The organism is Pseudomonas sp. J380, from assembly GCF_009827115.1.
GTDB lineage: Bacteria > Pseudomonadota > Gammaproteobacteria > Pseudomonadales > Pseudomonadaceae > Aquipseudomonas > Aquipseudomonas paracarnis.
This window is the reverse complement of the sequence record NZ_CP043060.1, coordinates 1,633,458-1,651,118: the sequence shown is the minus strand read 5'-3', so window position 1 is coordinate 1,651,118 and position 17,661 is coordinate 1,633,458. Positions and strand designations below refer to the sequence as shown.

The following is a 17,661-nucleotide window of genomic DNA, read 5'->3' as shown; positions in this document are numbered from 1 at the left end:
GTTATCGTTAAAGTTCTTCGCGAGCAAGCTCGCTCCTACAACTGATCAGGCCTTCAATTCCTTCAAATGCTTGTAGACCGTCGCCCGCCCCATGCCCAGCACATTGGCCACATAGTTGGAGGCGCTCTTGCCCTTGAAGGCTCCCTCAGCATGCAGCGCCAGCACCAGTTCGCGTTTGTGGTCGCGGGTCAACAGGTTCAGGCTCAACTGACGCTCGCGCAGCCAGGCATGCAGGAAGGTGTTGATGCGTTCCTGCCAGTCATCGCGAAACAGCGCGTCTGGCTGTGCGATCAGCTTGCTTGGCGACAGGAATAAATCCAGCGCCGCCTTGGCCGTTTCGAACATTGAAATATTCAGGTTGATGCACAATACAGCCAGCCGGTGACCTTTGTGGTCGTGCAGCACAGTGCTCAGGCTGCGGATTTTCTGGCCGTCCCAGTTGAGCTTTTCGTAAGGGCCGATATTCACCTCGCTGACGTCGCCGTCGAGCATGTCCTCCAGGGACGAGTCGTCACCCAGGCTGCGTTTGGACAGGTTATTGGCGATGTAATCCACGGTTTGCGTGCGCAGGTCATGCAGCACCACTTCTGCATGGGGAAAGAACAACGTAGCGATTGCATCGGCAATCGCGCGAAAGTTCTGCATGACCTTGTCTTGTTCAGCGGTGTTCATCAATGGGGCTCCAGGCGGACCGGTGAGAGCATACCAGCGTCCAGGCCGAACCGGGTCAGTGCCTCCGGCAGCGGTTCGCCGCGCACCAGAGCGGCGCTTGCCTGGCCCATGGCGGGTGAGGTCTGGATACCATAGCCGCCTTGCGCTGCCACCCAGAACAGCCCCGGTACTTGCGGGTCAAAGCCCGACAGCAAATCACCGTCCTGCACAAAACTGCGCAGCCCGGCCCAGGTGCGCGTGGGGCGGCGGATGGTCAGGGTGGTGGCTTCCTCGATCTGGTAGATGCCCATGGCGATGTCCAGCTCTTCGGGTTGCACATCCTGGGGTTCTACCGGGTCGGCGTTGGCCGGTGAGCCGAGGAACATGCCGGCATCCGGTTTCATGTAGAACGCTTCGTCGAGGGCTACCAGCATCGGCCAGTCGTGGCTGTCCATGCCCTCGGGGCCGGCAAAGACAAAGGCCGAGCGGCGCTTGGGCTGCAAGCCGATGGACGCTGCGCCCGCCAGCCCGCCGATATGGTCGGCCCAGGCACCGGCGGCGTTGATGATGACCGGCGCGGTGAAGGTCGAATCCTGGGTGCGCACCTGCCACAGGCCGTCGGCGTCGCGGCTCAAGCCCAGCACATGGCTGTCGGTGCGCACTTCGCCCTGGTTGCGGCGGATACCGCGCAGGTAGCCTTGATGCAGGGCGTCGGTGTCGATGTCGCAGGCGGTAGGGTCGTAGATTGCCCCGTGGACTTTTTCACGGCGCAGGATCGGCAAGCGTGCACAGGCTTCATCGACCGTCAGGCGCTGTACCTGCTCTACGGTGGCCTTGGCGCTCAGGTACTGGCTGTCGAGTTCGGCCGGGTCGCCGTTGAAATCCACGGTCATTTCGCCCCGGGGCGTCAGCAGGGGATGTTCGCAGAAGCCTGCGGGTGGCAGGTCGAAAAAGGCCCGGCTGGCCAAGGTCAGCGCGCGTACTTGCGGGGTGCCGTACGCGGCGGTGTAGAGCGCTGCCGAACGCCCGGTGGAGTGATAGGCCGGATGGTTTTCACGCTCCAGCACCAGGACCTTGCCGTGCTGCGACAACCAGAACCCGGTGGACGCGCCGGCAATGCCGCCGCCGATAATGATGAAGTCTGCCTGGCTCATGGAGATCTCCTGAAATAAGCATTGTAGGCGCGTGCGTGCTCGCGAAAAACGTTGACGATAACGCGCCGATTCTGTGTGACCGCAGTGCCTGTGAGGTCTTGGCGAGCAAGCTCGCTCCTACAGTCGATACAGGGCATTGGCCAGGGCGATGTCTTCCAGGCCCAGGCCGATGGAGCGGAAAAAGACGTGACGATCGTAGTCGGGGCGCTGGGCCATGTCGCTGAACAACTCGGGCAGGTCGCCGGCAATCGTGCGTTTGTCCCAGTCGTGCTGCTCGCTGGCGATCAGCATCTCACCGGCCGAATCCGGAGTGGTCTGGCGGTAGTCGCAGAACACGTGCATCTGGTTGAGGCAATGTGGCGGTACTTCATGGGCACGTGGCGCATTGGTGCTGATGGAGGTAATCAGCGCGGGTTTGCTCAGGCGCGAGGGGTCGATGACCGGCCCGGCGGACGAGGTGCACAGCAGGATCACATCCGCGTCTTCCAGGGCGGCCTCACAACTTGCGACGAGGCTCAGGCGCGGGTCCAGGCTGGTCAACTGCGCACGCGTCTCGGCGCTGGCGCTGCCCAGGCTTGGCGAGTACAGGCGGATCTGCTGCCAGTCGCGCAGGTTCTGCACATAACGCAGGTGCGCCTGGGCGACCTTGCCGCTGCCGATGATCGCCAGGCGTTGCGCCGCCGCCGGTGCCAGCGCATCCACTGCCAAAGCCGTGGCGGCGGCGGTGCGTGCAGTGGTCAATTCAGCGGCATCGCACAACAGCAATGGCTGGCCGCTGTGCATCGACATCAATAAGGTCCAGGCCGTCACCAAAGGGCCCTGATCACGCACGATATAGGGGGAGGTCTTGACCCCGTACACGCCGTCTCCGGCCAGTACGCCCAGGTAGTTGATGAAATCCCCGGCGCCTTGAGGAAATTCCACCAGCTGTTGCGCCGGCTGTACCGCTTGCCCGGCGGCGAGGTCGCGGAACAGTTTGCGCAGGATCGCGGGTACATCGACTTGAGCCAATAAGGTACGGGCCTGGGCCTGGTCGATGACGAGGGGCGTCGTGGACATGGGGTTCTCCGGATAAACTAATTTGTCCATTATGGACTTTTAGTTTTTATCCGCAATGACCTGAGGGAAAAATGAGATCAATGTGGGGGAGCCATGAGGATCAGATGTGGGAGCTGGCTTGCCTGCGATAGCGGTGTGTCAGTCGGTCCATCAGGTGACTGACCCGCCGCCATCGCAGGCAAGCCAGCTCCCACAGATGATCGGTGGTGTGCTGGCGGACGAGTTATCGCCTGCCCGAGCGGGTACTCACATCCACCCACACCGCCAGCACCAGAATGCTGCCCTTCACAATCATCTGCCAGTAGCTGTCCACATCCAGCATCGACATGCCGTTGTCCAAACTTGTAATCACCAACGCGCCAAGCAACGCGCCATAGACGGTGCCCGAGCCGCCGCGCATCGACGTGCCGCCGATAAAACAGGCAGCGATGGCATCGAGTTCGCCCATGTTGCCCGCCGACGGTGAGCCCGCCGCCAGGCGCGCGGTGTTGACCAGGCCGGCCAGCGCGCACATCACCCCCATGATGCCGAAGATCCACAGTTTCACTGCTTGCACGTTGATGCCGGATAGCCGTGTGGCTTCCATATTGCTGCCTACCGCATACACGCGGCGGCCGAATACGGTCTGGCTGGTGACGTAGCTGAATACGCCGAGCAGCACCAGCAACAGCAGAACCGGCACGGGGATACCGTCGTAGCTGTTGAGGGTGGTGACGAACCCGGCGAGCACCGCGCCGATCAATACCACACGTAACACGTCGCGCACCAAAGCGTGCGCGGCCAAGCCATGCAGTGCGCGGTTGCGCCGCTGCTTCCAAGTCAGGAACAGCGTCAGTGCGAACAGCAGTACGCCAAGCCCAGCGCCCACACTGTGGGGCAAATACCCCTGGCCCACATACACCAGCGACGGCGACACCGGCGCAATAGTGGTGCCGCCGGTAATCCCCAGCAGAATCCCGCGAAACGCCAACATTCCGCCCAGGCCGACGATGAACGAGGGAATGCGCAGGTAAGCGGTCATGTAGCCGTTGGCCAGGCCGATCATCAAGCCGCACAGCGCCACCAGGCTCAGGTTGGCCAATAGCGGCACGTGATAGACCACATCCAGAATCGCCGCCAGCCCGCCCAACAGTCCGAGCAACGAGCCCACCGACAAGTCGATCTCGCCGCCGATAATCACCAGCACCATGCCGCAGGCCAATATCCCGGTGATCGACATCTGCCGCAGCAGGTTGGAGAGGTTGCGCGGGGTGAGAAAACCGCCCTCGGTCTGCCAACTGAAAAACAACCAGATGAACGCCACGGCGATCACCAGCGCGAGCATCTTGTAGCGGGTAAAAAGGTGTTTGACCTGATTCATCTACGCGGTCTTCCGATCATTAGGGTTATGGCTGAGCGCGGCGGCGAGCACCTGTTCCTGGGTGAGCCCTTCATTGATGAAATCCCCCCGCAACTGGCCGTCGCCAATCACCAGCACGCGGTTGGACACGCCGAGCACTTCGGCCAGTTCTGAGGAGACCATGATGATCGACACGCCTTCGGCGGCCAGCGCACCCATCAGTTTGTAGATCTCGTACTTGGCGCCCACGTCCACTCCGCGTGTGGGTTCGTCGAGGATCAGCACCTTGGGCTGGGTCATCAGCATTTTCGCCAGCACGGCCTTTTGCTGGTTGCCGCCTGAGAGGCTGGTGATCGGCAGCGACGGGCTGGCGGTCTTGAGGTGCATGCGGCTGATCTGCTGGTCGATGCTGCCCAGTTCGGCCTCAGCGTCGATGCGGGTCATGTGCGCGTAGGTGTCGAGCACCGCCAGGGTAATGTTCTGGCCTACACCCAGGTCGGGAATGATGCCTTGGCGCTTTCGGTCTTCGGGCACCATGCACAGCCCGGCGTGGATCGACTTGAGCGGCGTGCGCGTATCGATCACCTGGCCGTCCAGCCATACTTCGGCGCTGTAGCGGCCGGGGTAAGCGCCGAACAGCGCCGACACCAACTCCGTGCGCCCGGCGCCCACCAAGCCGGCGATGCCAAGGATTTCACCGCGCCTGAGCACGAAGGAGATGTCGTCGACGCGCTTGCGCTTGGGGTTATCGACGTCGTAGCAGGTGACGTTACGCGCTTCGAAGATCACCTCGCCCACTTCATGGTGCTCGATGGGGAAGAGGTTGCTCATTTCGCGGCCGACCATCTGCGTGATGATCCGGGGGATGTCCATGTCTGCCATGGCGGTGGTTGCGATGTGCCTGCCGTCGCGAATCACCGCAATGGTGTCGCACACCGCCGCCACTTCATCAAGCTTGTGGGAGATGTACACGCAGGCCACGCCCTTGGCCTTCAGGCCCTTGATAATGTCCAGCAACACCTCGATTTCGCCACGGGTCAAGGCCGAGGAGGGCTCGTCAAGAATCAACAGGCGCGCCTGTTTGTTCAAGGCCTTGGCGATCTCCACCAGTTGCTGGTAGCCGCCGCCGTACTGCGACACCGGCAGCGCGACATTCATGTCTGGCACCTTGAGTTCACGCATCAACGCCTCGGCGCGGTGCAACATCGCCGGGTAGTTCATGCGCCCACCGGGCAGGGTCAGTTCGTGGCCCATGAAAATGTTCTCGGCCACCGACAGGTCGGGCACCAGGGTCAGTTCCTGATGAATGATGACAATGCCGGCCGCCTCGGTTTCGCGGATGGACTGGGCCTTGAGCGGCTGCCCATCCCAGAGGATTTCCCCCTCCCAGGTGCCGTGCGGGTACACCGCCGACAGCACCTTCATCAAGGTGGATTTACCCGCACCGTTTTCACCGCACAGGCCCACGCATTCCCCAGGCTTGACCTTGATGTCTATGCCGTTGAGAGCGTTGACACCGCCAAAGCTTTTGACGATGCCGTTCATTTGCAGCAGGTAATGCGACATGGCAATGGCTCACACAAAAGGCCGACGAAACACCGTCACTGTAGGAGCGAGCTTGCTCGCGAAAAACCCCCAGGCGACACGGGCTGCCTGCCAGGACCTACAGGCCGATCTGCTCTTTGGTATAGAAGCCGTCTTTCTCCAACACATCGATGTTGGCCTTGGTCAACGGCGTCGGCGTGAGCAAGATGGTGTCGACCTTTTTGCTGCCATTGTCATATTGCGAGCTATAGGTAGGCTGTTCGCTGCGTGCCAGTTGCACCGAAAGCTTGGCCGCTTCGGTGGCGATCAGCTTGAGCGGTTTGTACACGGTCATGGTCTGGGTGCCGTTGATCACGCGCTTGATCGCTGCGAGGTCAGCGTCCTGGCCGGAGATGGGTACCTTGCCCGCGAGCTTCTGCGCAGCCAGGGCCTGGATCGCACCGCCGGCGGTGGCGTCGTTGGAGGCGACGATGGCGTCGATCTTGTTGTCGTTACGGGTCAGGGCGTTTTCGACAATGCTCAAGGCTTCGGTGGGGTTCCATTCCTTGACCCATTGCTGGCCGACGATCTTGATATCGCCTTTGTCGATGGCCGGTTCCAGTACCTTCATCTGACCTTCGCGCAGCACCTTGGCGTTGTTGTCCGTCGGCGCGCCGCCGAGCAGGAAGTAATTGCCCTTGGGCGCCGCTTGCAACACGCCGCTGGCCTGCATCTCGCCGACTTTTTCGTTATCGAAGGAAATATAGGCGTCGATGTCGGCGTTGAGGATCAGGCGATCATAGGACACCACCTTGATCCCGGCCTTCTTGGCTTCGGCCACCGCGTTGGTCAGCACCGTGGCGTTGAACGGCACAATCACGATCACATCGACGCCCCGGGAGATGAGGTTTTCGATCTGGGCAATCTGCTTCTGTTCGTTGGCATCGGCAGACTGCACGAAGACCTTGGCGTCGAGCTTTTCCGCAGCGGCAACAAAGTAATCACGGTCGCGGGACCAGCGCTCCAGGCGCAGGTCGTCGATGGAAAAACCGATTTTCGGGTGCGCAGGGTCGGCCATCACCGGCAGGGCGAGCAGCGCCACGGCTGCGGCGAGCAGGGCAGGTTTGAATGACTTCATGGTGGTGCGTCCTTTTATTGTTGTTGGAAAGACACTAGGTGAAGATCCTCTTTGTGGCGAGGGAGCTTGCTCCCGCTGGAGTGCGCAGCACTCCCATTTTTTGGGGCCGCTTCGCGCCCCAGCGGGAGCAATCTCTGGTCACAGTCAGGTGTAGATAAACCGATTCACCACGCCTTCAAGCATCTCCTGGCGCCCGCTCACCGCCTGCGGGTTCAGCGCGTTGGCAAAGGCATGTTCAGCCAATGACTCCAGGCTGAACTCACCGGCCAACACCGCCTGGCCCAACGGCTGCTGCCAGCCGGCATAGCGTTGGTCCTTGAACTGCTGCAAGCGGTCGTCCTGCACCATCGCCGCCGCACGCTCCAACGCCAGGGCCAGCACATCCATGGCGGCGACATGCCCATGGAACAGGTCCACCTCGTCGAGGCTCTGGCGGCGCACCTTGGAGTCGAAGTTATAGCCGCCGTTCTTGAACCCGCCAGCCTTGAGGATTTCGTAGGTGGCCAGGGTCATCTCCTCGACGCTGTTGGGGAACTGGTCGGTGTCCCAACCGTTCTGCGGGTCGCCGCGGTTGGCGTCGATACTGCCGAAGATCCCCAACGACACGGCGGTGGCGATCTCATGATGAAAGCTGTGCCCGGCCAGCGTCGCGTGATTGGCCTCGATGTTCACTTTGATCTCGTGTTCCAGGCCGTACTCATGCAGGAAGCCGAACACGGTGGCGCTGTCGTAATCGTATTGGTGTTTGGTCGGCTCTTGGGGCTTGGGCTCGATCAACAGGTCACCCGTAAAGCCGATCTTGTGCTTGTGTTCAACCACCATGCGCATAAAACGCCCGAGCTGTTCGCGCTCGCGCTTGAGGTCGGTGTTGAGCAAGGTTTCATACCCTTCACGGCCACCCCACAGCACATAGTTGGCGCCCTTGAGACGCAGCGTGGCATTCATTGCACTGAACACCTGGGCGGCGGCGAAGGCGAACACCTCTGGGTCTGGGTTGCTCGCGGCCCCGGCGGCAAAGCGCGGGTTGCTGAAGCAATTGGCGGTGCCCCACAGCAGCTTGATGCCGGTCTGTTCCTGATGGCGCTCCAGGTGGTCGACCATCTGCGCAAAGTGATTGCGGTACTCCTTGAGCGTGCTGCCTTCGGGCGCCACATCGGTGTCGTGAAAGCTGTAGTAGTCGATGCCCAGCTTGGAAAAAAACTCAAACGCCGCCTCGGCCTTGCCGATGGCCACCTCCATCGGATCGCCACTGCGCTGCCACGGGCGCTTGAACGTGCCCATCCCAAACATATCCGCCCCCGGCCACACAAAGGTATGCCAGTAACAGGCGGCCATGCGCAGGTGCTCCCGCATGGGCTTGCCGAGGATCAATTTGTTGGCGTCGTAGTGACGAAACGCGAGGGCAGAGGTGCTGGCAGGGCCTTCGAAGCGCACCTTTTCGACACCGGGGAAGTACGGCATGGGGTTTTCCTTATTGTTCTGAGCGGTGTCTGGATACTAGCAATGGCACTTGGGCGGCTGATTATGAAAATCACCAAAGGGGAGTGCGATTTTGAGTGAGGGGCTGAGAACGGCTGAGGGAGTACAGGATTTAGAGAAACGTCTGACTTTACGGTGGGGATATGCCTCTTCCAGGTTTGGTGTGCCACTTGCTCGTTACCTCGGAAGGCGTTACGCGTCAGTTTTCTTATCGGGACGAGCAGGGAAGTACGGCCAAAAAACATGGATAAGAGGCAAAAAAATGAGCGTAGGTTATTTCATTGGACTGGGTGACAAGACCACCTGCGGCGGGGAAGTGCTGGACGGTGATAAGAGAGTCAACATACATGGCCTTTTTCATGCGTGCGAAGGTGACCGAGTCATCTGCGGCAAGGATGGGCAAACTTATAAGATCGTCGGTGGCGTTTCCCACATAAACAGCCATGGTCGGCTTATGGCCGGCACTTTGGATAGTTACAGCGACTGTCCCTGTAAAGCCGAGCTGATTCCTTCGGTGTACTCGGCCACCTATGAAAACCAACATGCAGAACCGCCCATTAACCTGCGAGTAGCTCAACCAAACGCATCATCTGTAAATCGAAACACTGTAGCGCCACGTCATTCTGGTTTCGTGCCGTCCGGTCATGTTGGATCAATGGCATCCAATGGTGTGCAAGGTCAGGAGCCAGGTTTTTATATCGTGCCCAAAAGCATGACCCGCGAGGCGCTGGAAGCCACACTTTTTCCGACGCTCGACCCGGCTGTAATGCGCAAGTTTCAATCGCTGAATCCCAACACAGGCTACGTCAAAGCTGGTTCGATGATCGTGCTCAGCGATCCGAAAAACACCTCCTGCTCGTATGAAGAAGCTCAACTGATGCAGGCTGCACAACACGTCAGCGCATCACTGGATGAGCTGACGCCGGACGAGGCTGACTTTCTGCATCGCCACGGTGCAGAGATCGCCGGTTTCATCGGCCAAACCTCAACCTGGCTCGGCGTCAGCGCAGTGGTGATGGAAAAACACCTGAGCAATCTGCGCGAAACGCTGCAGGCCATGGAGCGCCTGCATCAGGACAGCTATCGGCAGCACGGACACCTTAGGTCACCGCAGTTCTTTGCTGATCGTCAGCGACTTATGAATCAGTTGGATGCTCATCTGCTCAACTCCACCCGCCTGCGCGGGCAGACCACCTTGGGCGATCACCCCAAGTTGAAAACGGCCCTGGGTATATCCAGTCGCAGCTTGGTGCATCACTGGGACAAGGCGGGTGGGCCGGGGCAGATTCCGGGGTATGCCGCTCATGTGGAAGCGGTCAGCCGTGCCACGAAGTACATGAAGGCAGGGGGTTATATCGGTATTGGACTTGGGGGAGTGTCTTCGTTGCTGGCTATTGAGCAGGTATGTAACGGGGATTCTGGAGCTGCATGTGAGAGGGTTAAGTTCACTGAAGGGGGGAAATTCGCTGGAGCCACATTGGGGGGTATTTGGGGTGGAGTGACGGGTCAAATTGCGGGTGGTTCAATCTGTTTGGGGATTGGAGTGGCAACCGGCGGGCTTGGAGGGGTCGTCTGTGTCGCGGCCTTAGTCGGGGCCGGCGCCTGGGCAGGTACGACTTTCGGTGAGATGGGTGGCGATTATATTGGGGAAAAAATTTACGAGGCTTTTCAACCATGACCCGTATTGACTCTTGGTCACCCTGGGCTGCGATCATTTTTACCGGCGGGCCTTTTCTGCTCGAACTCGTGAGTATTGCGTACAGCTTGTTCCTGAGTCATCGACATTTGGATGCGATAAAAGAGGCATTGAAAAACAGTCGCTATATTTATCTTTGGGGGCCGAGCCTGGGGAGGCGCGGCTATATTTGGTCGTTGTTGGAGATGGCGAAAATCACCGGGATGATAGCGATGCCAAGGACATATATCCGCATTGGTGACTTGAGCCCTATCGATTATGAAAACTTTCCTCCGTACCTAAAACGCCTGCTGAACCTACATTTAGCAATGGTAGTTGGCACTGGCGTTTGGCTAGGAACTGTATTCATAGTTTTAAAATTTAGGTAGATAGAACGGGCCTCCCTGAGGCCCGATATGCTCAGACTGCTTCCAGGACGTGACATCGATTTGAATGTAGCTAGGCGTGCGTAGTACACAGGCCTAATCTGCACCGACCGGCCCCAGGACAAAAACAATGAAAACCCTACCGCCCGTTCACCGTATCGCCTTGCTCTTCAACGGCAGCAAAATCTACGACCGCGGCATCATCGCCGGTATCGGCAACTACCTGAGCAGCACCCGCGCATCCTGGGACCTGTTCCTGGAAGAGGACTTCCTCTGTCGCCTGCGCGGTATCGAGCGTTGGCAGGGGGATGGGATCATTGCTGACTTCGATGACCCGCTGATTGGCGAGGCGCTGGCCGGCAGTCGGGTTCCAGTGGTGGCGGTGGGCGGGTCTTATGAGGATGTGGGCAAGTACCCGAAGGGCATTCCCTATGTGGCCACCGATAACCATGCCCTGATGAAGCTGGCCTACGAGCATCTGGTGGAGGCGGGGTTGACGCGGTTTGCCTGTTTCAGCCTGCCCGAAGCCCAGGCCAATCGGTGGGCCCAGGAGCGTGAGAAAGCTTTTCGCCGCTTGATGCAGCGCGATGGCTTGCAGGTAGAGGTGTATCGCGGCCTGGGCACCAGTGCGCCGTTGTGGGACAGCGCGGTGGAGCAGCAGATTGCCTGGCTGCACAGCCTGCCCAAGCCTATCGGCATTATCGCGGTGACCGATGCCCGTGCTCGGCAATTGCTGCAAGCCTGCCTGACGGCGGGTATTGCGGTGCCGGAGGAGGTGGCGTTGATCGGCATCGACAACGACCCGCTGACCCGCACCCTCACGCGGGTGCCGCTCAGTTCGGTGATCCAGGGCACGGAGACCATGGGCCGTACCGCTGCGGCATTGTTGCATCAGATGCTGCACGGCAAACCCTGCACGGGCACGCAGGTGCTGGTGCCGCCGGACGCCATCAACGTGCAGGCCTCCAGCCTGCATCAACCCCTGGGCAACCCTTACGTGATGCAGGCCTTGTTGTTTATCCGCCAGTACGCCTGCCAGGGTATCAAGACCGATCAGGTCGCGGCTTATGTCGGTGTTTCCCGCTCGTCCCTGGAAGCGCATTTTCGCAAGGCGCGTGGCTGCAGCGTGCATGATGAGATTTTGCGCTTCAAACTCGCCGCTGCCGCCAAAGGTTTGGAAAACCACAGCCTTGCTATCGCCGACATTGCCGCACGCTGCGGCTTCACCTCTGCGCAGTACCTGCATACGGTGTTTCGCCGCGAATTTGGCTGTACGCCGCGTCAGTATCAACAGGGCACAAACTAGAACACCGCTTTGACCTGCAAGCCCAGCACCAGCGCATTGTCGATGCTCTCACCGGAAAACGCCCCCGGCTCGATGATGTATTGCACATCCGGGCGCAAGGTCAGCCAAGGCGTGGCCTGGTAGCCATAACTGAGTTCGATCAATTGTTCGGCGCTGTCGATTGAGGGGTAGGACGCCCCGGCATTGAACGCAGCCAACTCTTGCACATCACGGCTGCGCGGGTTCGGCACCGCGCGGCCATAGCCCAGGGCGACGGTATCGCGCGGGCGACCTTCGAACGGCTTGTACAGCACCACGCCTGCGCCATACCACTTGGTGAACGGCGAGGCCGCTTGGCTGGCGGCAGAGTACTGGCCGAAGGCGTGCAGGCTACGGCCTTGGGATGATTGTGAGGCCCACACAGCCTGGTCGATCAAGAGGTAGTGACCGCCACGCCCGCTGACGTCCTTGTTGCTGCCAATGCGTTTTACATCGGAACTGTCGTAGTAATAACCGAGCTTGTATTCACCGGGCAGTGCGCCCGCATGCTTGTAGATAAGCTCGATGGGCACCACGGTGCCGGTGGTGTGCTTGGGCCCCAGGTGCCAGGCACGGCTTGAGTTGCCATTGCTGGACGGGTCGACATTGAACGCCGCCACGCGCAGTTGCCAGTTGGGCGAAAAGTCGTATTTCACCCGGGCACCGAGGTGCGCATTCGGGTAGTTGGCCCAGCCACTGCCGCCGGACATATTCAGCGGATGCCCGCAGAAGCCGGCGTTCATGAAGTTGCACAGGATGCCGCTGTCCAGGCCGCCGAGATCATTGCCCATGGCCATATAGCCCAGCTTGAGGTTCAGCGCCGGGGTGAACAGCGTGCGCTCGTAGCTCAGCTCGGTGAGGCGCGTGTAGAGGCCGCCGTAGTTTTCCTGGATCGGCAGGCGGTTGCCCACCAAGTCCTCGGAGGCGCTGTTGCCGCGTCGGTCGTTGATGGTCAGCTGGATGCGGTCGCCGTTGGTGAAACCGTAGAGCTTGCCCAGGTCGAATTGCACGCCGAGTTTGATGTTTTGCGAGTAGCGCGCCGAACGATGCTGGCCGCCGTGGGCGTTGTAGGCGGTCTCGCCGCTGTAGTCACCGGTAAAGCGCACACCTTGCGCGTCGAGTTCGCGGCGCAGGCCGCCCCAGTCGCCGGTCAGGGTGGTGTCGTCGGCTTGAACGGGCAGGGCGGCCGCAAAGGCCAGGCCCAGCGCCAGGCGCCAGGCGGTATGAGGAGTAGGGGTCATGGGGGATCTTTCCAAACACAAAGCGCGGCGCCTGGGCACCGCGCGAACAGAGGGCGGTTACGGCAGGGCGTAGGCGATCACGTAGTCGCCACGGTCGGTGGACTGGCGTGCGCCGCCGGCGGTGACGACGATGTATTGCTTGCCGGTTTTCGGCGACACGTAGGTCATCGGCCCACCCTGGCTGCCGACGGGCAGGCGGGCTTTCCAGATTTCATCGCCATTGCCGCTGTTGAAGGCGCGCAGGTAGAAGTCCTGGGTGCCGGCAATAAAGATCAGGCCGCCTTGGGTGGACAGCGTACCGCCCAGGGTCGGCAGGCCTACCTTGATTGGCAGGTGCATGCGGATACCCAGGGGGCCGGTGTCTTCAACGGTGCCCACCGGTACTTGCCAGGCGACCTTTTGCGTCTTCATGTCGATGGCGGTCAAGGTGCCGAATGGCGGTGCCTGGCACGGAATGCCGGCCACCGACAGGAAGCGGTTTTTGTTCACCGCGTACGGCGTGCCCTTGAGCGGCACGGCGCCCATGCCGGTGTTCAGCGCTTCCCCACCGGAAGAGGTCTGGGCCTTGTTCTGCGACGGTACCATCTGGATCCACAGGCCCAGGCGCATGTCGTTGACGAAGATAAAACCGTGCACCGGGTCGGTGGAGATGCTGCCCCAGTTCATGCCGCCCAGGGAACCGGGGAAGCTCAGGGATTTATCGGTGCCCGGCGCGGTGTACAGGCCGTCGTAGCGCATGCCCTTGAAGTCGATGCGGCACAACAACTGGTCATACGGCGTCGCGCCCCACATGTCCGACTCGGTGAGGGTTTGCGCGCCGATCTGCGGCATGCCCACGGATTTCGGCTGGGTCAGGGAATACGGCTCGTTGGGAATGTTCGCGGCTTTGACCGGCACTTCCTGCACGTCTGTCAGCGGCTTGCCGGTGGCGCGGTCGAGCACGTAAATCTGCCCGGCCTTGGTGCCGATGACCACGGCCGGTACAGCCTTGTCGCTGCCGGGCGGGGTGAAGTCGATCAGGCTGGGCTGCATTGGCAGGTCGAAGTCCCAGAGGTCGTTGTGGACTGTCTGGTAGACCCACTTCTCGGCGCCGGTGGAGGCGTCGAGTGCCAGCACCGAAGCGCCGTATTTGTGGTTGAGCTGGGTGCGCTCCACGCCGTAGATATCGGTGGAGGAGCTGCCCATAGGCAGGAAGACCGTATTCATCAGTGGGTCGTAAGACATCGGCGCCCAGCTGTTCGGGGTGCTGCGCACGTAGGTGGCGTCGCCCGTCGGGGCCTGCTTGTCTTCAGGGTTGCCTGGGTCGAACGCCCAGCGCATCTGGCCAGTGATCACGTCAAAGCCACGGATCACGCCACCGGGCATATCGGTCTGCACGTTGTCTGCCACGCGACCGCCGACTACGACGGTGGTACCGGCCATCAGCGGCGCCGAGGACAGTTGGTAGTAGCTGTCCGGCACATTGCCGAGGCCGGCCTTGAGGTCCACCTGACCGTGGGTGCCGAAGTCTTCGCAGAACTTGCCGGTGTCGGCGTCTACGGCGATCAGGCGTGCATCAATGGTGTTGGTCAGCAGGCGACGCTGGCACTGCGCACCGGCGGGCACGCTGGCGGCCAGGACCGGCGAGCTGTCGGGCTGGGTCGGCTGGGCAATCGGCGCGCTGGCGTCGAAATACGCCATGCCCCGGCAACGCTGCCACACTGCCGATTTGGCGTTGACTTCGTTTTTCCACAGTTCTTTGCCGGTGTCGGCATCCAGCGCGATCAGGTTGTTGTGCGGGGTGCAGATAAACACTTTGTTGCCGATCTGCAGGGGGGTCAGTTGGTCCTCGGCACCGTTACCGTCGCTGATGGCCACGTCGCCGGTGTGGTAGGTCCAGGCGACCTTGAGCTTGTCGATGTTGTCGCGGTTGATCTGGTCCAGCGCGGCGAAACGGCTGCCACCTTCGGTATGACCGTAGTGGGCCCAATCTTTCTGCGCATCGGCCGCAGCCACCGGGGTGACGCCCGGGCCTGCACCGGTGGGCTTCACGCTTGGGTGCGCGACAAACATATTGCCCGCCGCCACCGCCACGCCCAGCGCCAATACGGCGGCGACGCCATAGGCACCCCGCGCCGATTTGCCGGCCAGCAACGGATACACCAGCGCGACCACCACGCCAATCACCGCAAACATTAACAGTCGCGAGAACAGCGGCCAGTATTCCAGGCCCACGTCGGCCACCGCCCACACGGCAGTAGCCACTAGAAACGCGGCGAACAACCAGGCGCCGGCAGGCTTGCAGCGGGCAATCAACAGCCCGGAGATGGCCATGGCCACGCCGCCGAGCAGGAAGTACCAGGAGCCTCCCAGGCTGACCAGTTTGGCGCCGCCGACGGCAAGCGCAAGGCCGAGCAGGGCGATGACGACGCCCAGGCCCAGGAGTAAGAATCTAGAGACGCCAGCGGCGCGCGATGCTCGTTTCATGTCGAATGGACTCGAGTGAGAGAGGGCAAAGACGCGATTTTAGCAAGATAAGTAACCAGTTAGTACATTTGAGTACTGCAATAGACTGTTGCAGGTACTGCGATGATGGGCAGGGCCGCCTCTGAGGCGGCATAGATGGACCCGGCGACGCGTACCCTGTGGCGAGGGAGCTTGCTCCCGCTGGGGCGCGAAGCGGCCCCTCTCTTAATTTAAAAGACTGGGACTGCTACGCAGTCCAGCGGGAGCAAGCTCCCTCGCCACGGTACAGCGCTGCCTTTATTGGGCGGGCATCAGAACTTGAAGCGCCCCACCAGCCCATTGAGCTGGCCGGAAATATCAGTCAGCCGCCCTGAACCGGTCTGCGCCGAATGCGCAAAGCCTTCCACCAACTGCGCGTCGGCGTGGATCTGCGCGATATGCCGGTTGATCTCTTCGGCCACCTGGTGCTGCTCTTCGGCGGCGGTGGCGATCTGAGTGTTCTGGTCGCGAATCGAGTCCACCGAGCCGCGGATCTTGTCAAAGCTGTCACGGGCCTGCTGGATGCGCTCCACGCTGGTGTTGGACACCAGCAAGCTGCCTTGCATCTGCTGGGTGACTTCCTGGGTGCGGCGGGCAAGGTTGCCCAGCAGGCTGTCGATTTCGCCGGTGGAGTCGGCGGTGCGACGCGCCAGTGCACGCACTTCATCGGCGACCACCGCAAAGCCGCGGCCCTGGTCGCCAGCGCGGGCGGCTTCGATCGCGGCGTTGAGCGCCAGCAGGTTGGTCTGTTCGGCAATCGAGCGGATGGTGTCGAGGATGGTGTTGATGTTCTGGCTGTCTTGCTCGAGCAACTGCATGGTCTGTGTGGATTTTTGCAGGTCTTCGCTGAGCTTGAGCACGCTGCCGGTGGCTTCGCCGATGTGCTGCTGGCCGGTGTGCACGTCGCGATAGCCCTCATCGGCACTCGTGGCGGCGGCGCTGCATGAACGCGCGACTTCGTTGGCGGTGGCGACCATCTCGTTGAACGCGGTGCTCACCAGTTCCACGGCTTCGCGCTGGCGGCCGGCGGCCTGGTTCATATTGTTGGCCACGGCGCTGGTGTCGGCGGCGGCGGTTTGCAGGTCTGAGGAGGCGTTGCCGATGCGCTGCACCAGTTGCGCGATCATGCTCAGGAACTGGTTGAACCAGCCGGCCAGGCTGGCGGTTTCGTCCTTGCCTTGCACTTTGAGCTGGCGCGTGAGGTCGCCTTCACCTTCGGCGATTTCCTGCAGGCCGTCGGCCACACCGCGAATCGGACGCACGATCACACGGGCGAAACTGGCACCGACGATTGCGAACACCACGGCCAGTACGGCGGCGATCGCAGCGATCAACCACGTCAGGCGGGTGGCGCCGGCCATCACTTCGTCACGCTTGATCAGGCCGATAAAGCGCCAGCCCAAGTCTTTGGAACTGACCACGTTAGCCATGTAGGCCACGCCATCGATGCTCACCTCGGTCACGCCATCGCCGTGCTTGGCCAGTTCGGCGTAGTTCGCGCCCAGGCCCGCCAGGGGCTTGAAGTTGTGCGTGGCATCGCTGGGGTCCACCAGCACGTTGCCGTCGGCTTCCACCAGCATCAGGTAGCCGCTGTCGCCCAGCTTGATGGTGCGCACCAGCTCAGTGAGTTGCTTGAGCGACACGTCAAGGCCAACCACCCCAAGGACGTTACCCGTGGCATCCGCGACGGTGCGCACGGTGCCGATCAGCACCACATCGTCCGGGGCCCAGTAGTAGGCGCCTGTGCGCACGGTCTTGCCTGGCGCTGCAATGGCGGCCTGGTACCAGGGGCGGGTGCGCGGGTCGTATTGCGTCAGCTTGGCGTCGTCCGGCCAACTGGCGTAGCCGCCATCGCTCAGTCCCAGGGACAGGTAGGCGGTACTGGGGTGGCTTTTGGCGAACTGATCAAAAATCGCCAGCAGTTCGGTGTTGGTCGGCGTCAGCGGAATTTGCGCTGCATCGGCGCCGGCGTAGTTCTTCAGGTTCTTGGCCGCGATCACACGCGGGTCTTTGGCGACGAAGTCGACATTCTGGCTGATGCCGTCGAAAAACTGCTGCATGCCATTGTCGATCTGGCGGATCTCGCGGCCGCTGCTGTCGAGGAAGTTGGCCAGCGCACCCTCGCGCAGGTTCAGCACCACGATAATGGCGACCAGGATGACCGGCACGCACGCGATGGCCGCAAACGCCCATGTCAGCTTCTGCTT

General features: G+C 61.3%; 12 protein-coding genes and 2 pseudogenes. 3 read left to right on the top strand and 11 right to left on the bottom strand.

The window, feature by feature from the left end; translation table 11 throughout:
• Positions 1-45: 45 nt before the first annotated feature.
• The 7 genes from FXO12_RS07240 to xylA all read right to left on the bottom strand — a co-directional run bounded on the left by FXO12_RS07240 (position 46) and on the right by xylA (position 8,326).
• Entirely contained in the window at positions 46-672 is a 627-nt protein-coding gene (locus FXO12_RS07240) for a transcriptional regulator (protein ID WP_057978045.1), read from the bottom strand.
• Positions 672-1,805: an FAD-binding oxidoreductase gene (locus FXO12_RS07235; protein ID WP_057978043.1), complete on the bottom strand. Its 1,134-nt coding sequence runs from the start codon at positions 1,803-1,805 to the stop codon at positions 672-674. The genes FXO12_RS07240 and FXO12_RS07235 overlap by 1 nt, the downstream gene beginning before the upstream one ends.
• A gap of 117 nt (positions 1,806-1,922) precedes the next feature.
• Positions 1,923-2,864, bottom strand: coding sequence for an ornithine cyclodeaminase family protein (locus tag FXO12_RS07230; RefSeq protein WP_057978041.1), 942 nt, complete (start codon positions 2,862-2,864; stop codon positions 1,923-1,925).
• Positions 2,865-3,087: 223 nt separating this feature from the next.
• Positions 3,088-4,224, bottom strand: a complete 1,137-nt coding sequence (locus tag FXO12_RS07225) for a sugar ABC transporter permease (RefSeq protein WP_034127128.1) — start codon at positions 4,222-4,224, stop codon at positions 3,088-3,090.
• The gene (gene xylG / locus FXO12_RS07220; protein ID WP_057978039.1) at positions 4,225-5,769 is read right to left on the bottom strand and encodes a D-xylose ABC transporter ATP-binding protein; all 1,545 of its coding nucleotides are present in this window, start codon (positions 5,767-5,769) and stop codon (positions 4,225-4,227) included.
• Between the two features lie 97 nt (positions 5,770-5,866).
• The gene (gene xylF, locus FXO12_RS07215; protein ID WP_057978037.1) at positions 5,867-6,865 is read right to left on the bottom strand and encodes a D-xylose ABC transporter substrate-binding protein; all 999 of its coding nucleotides are present in this window, start codon (positions 6,863-6,865) and stop codon (positions 5,867-5,869) included.
• A gap of 144 nt (positions 6,866-7,009) precedes the next feature.
• Positions 7,010-8,326: a xylose isomerase gene (gene xylA, locus FXO12_RS07210; protein ID WP_057978035.1), complete on the bottom strand. Its 1,317-nt coding sequence runs from the start codon at positions 8,324-8,326 to the stop codon at positions 7,010-7,012.
• Between the two features lie 280 nt (positions 8,327-8,606).
• On the opposite strand from xylA, the gene FXO12_RS07205 reads away from it, so the two are divergent.
• From FXO12_RS07205 to FXO12_RS07195, 3 genes are all read left to right on the top strand, one after another.
• Entirely contained in the window at positions 8,607-10,022 is a 1,416-nt protein-coding gene (locus FXO12_RS07205; protein WP_057978033.1) for a PAAR domain-containing protein, read from the top strand.
• On the top strand, positions 10,019-10,408 hold the full coding sequence (locus FXO12_RS07200) for a hypothetical protein (protein WP_054895673.1): 390 nt from the start codon (positions 10,019-10,021) through the stop codon (positions 10,406-10,408). Before FXO12_RS07205 ends, FXO12_RS07200 begins: the two co-directional genes overlap by 4 nt.
• A gap of 127 nt (positions 10,409-10,535) precedes the next feature.
• Positions 10,536-11,711 carry a XylR family transcriptional regulator gene (locus FXO12_RS07195; protein ID WP_057978031.1) on the top strand — a complete coding sequence of 392 codons (1,176 nt, stop codon included), beginning with the start codon at positions 10,536-10,538 and terminating at the stop codon, positions 11,709-11,711.
• On the opposite strand, the gene FXO12_RS07190 is transcribed toward FXO12_RS07195, so the two are convergent.
• From FXO12_RS07190 to FXO12_RS29350, 4 genes and pseudogenes are all read right to left on the bottom strand, one after another.
• Positions 11,708-12,970, bottom strand: a complete 1,263-nt coding sequence (locus FXO12_RS07190; RefSeq protein ID WP_060772970.1) for a carbohydrate porin — start codon at positions 12,968-12,970, stop codon at positions 11,708-11,710. The genes FXO12_RS07195 and FXO12_RS07190 overlap by 4 nt on opposite strands.
• A 57-nt stretch (positions 12,971-13,027) precedes the next feature.
• Positions 13,028-15,436: a glucose/quinate/shikimate family membrane-bound PQQ-dependent dehydrogenase gene (locus FXO12_RS07185; protein ID WP_057977060.1), complete on the bottom strand. Its 2,409-nt coding sequence runs from the start codon at positions 15,434-15,436 to the stop codon at positions 13,028-13,030.
• A 290-nt stretch (positions 15,437-15,726) separates the two neighbouring features.
• A pseudogene (locus tag FXO12_RS29355) lies at positions 15,727-16,263 on the bottom strand (methyl-accepting chemotaxis protein); the annotation flags it as partial.
• A gap of 375 nt (positions 16,264-16,638) precedes the next feature.
• Positions 16,639-17,514 (bottom strand): annotated as a pseudogene (locus tag FXO12_RS29350) (cache domain-containing protein); the annotation flags it as partial.
• Positions 17,515-17,661 lie beyond the last annotated feature (147 nt).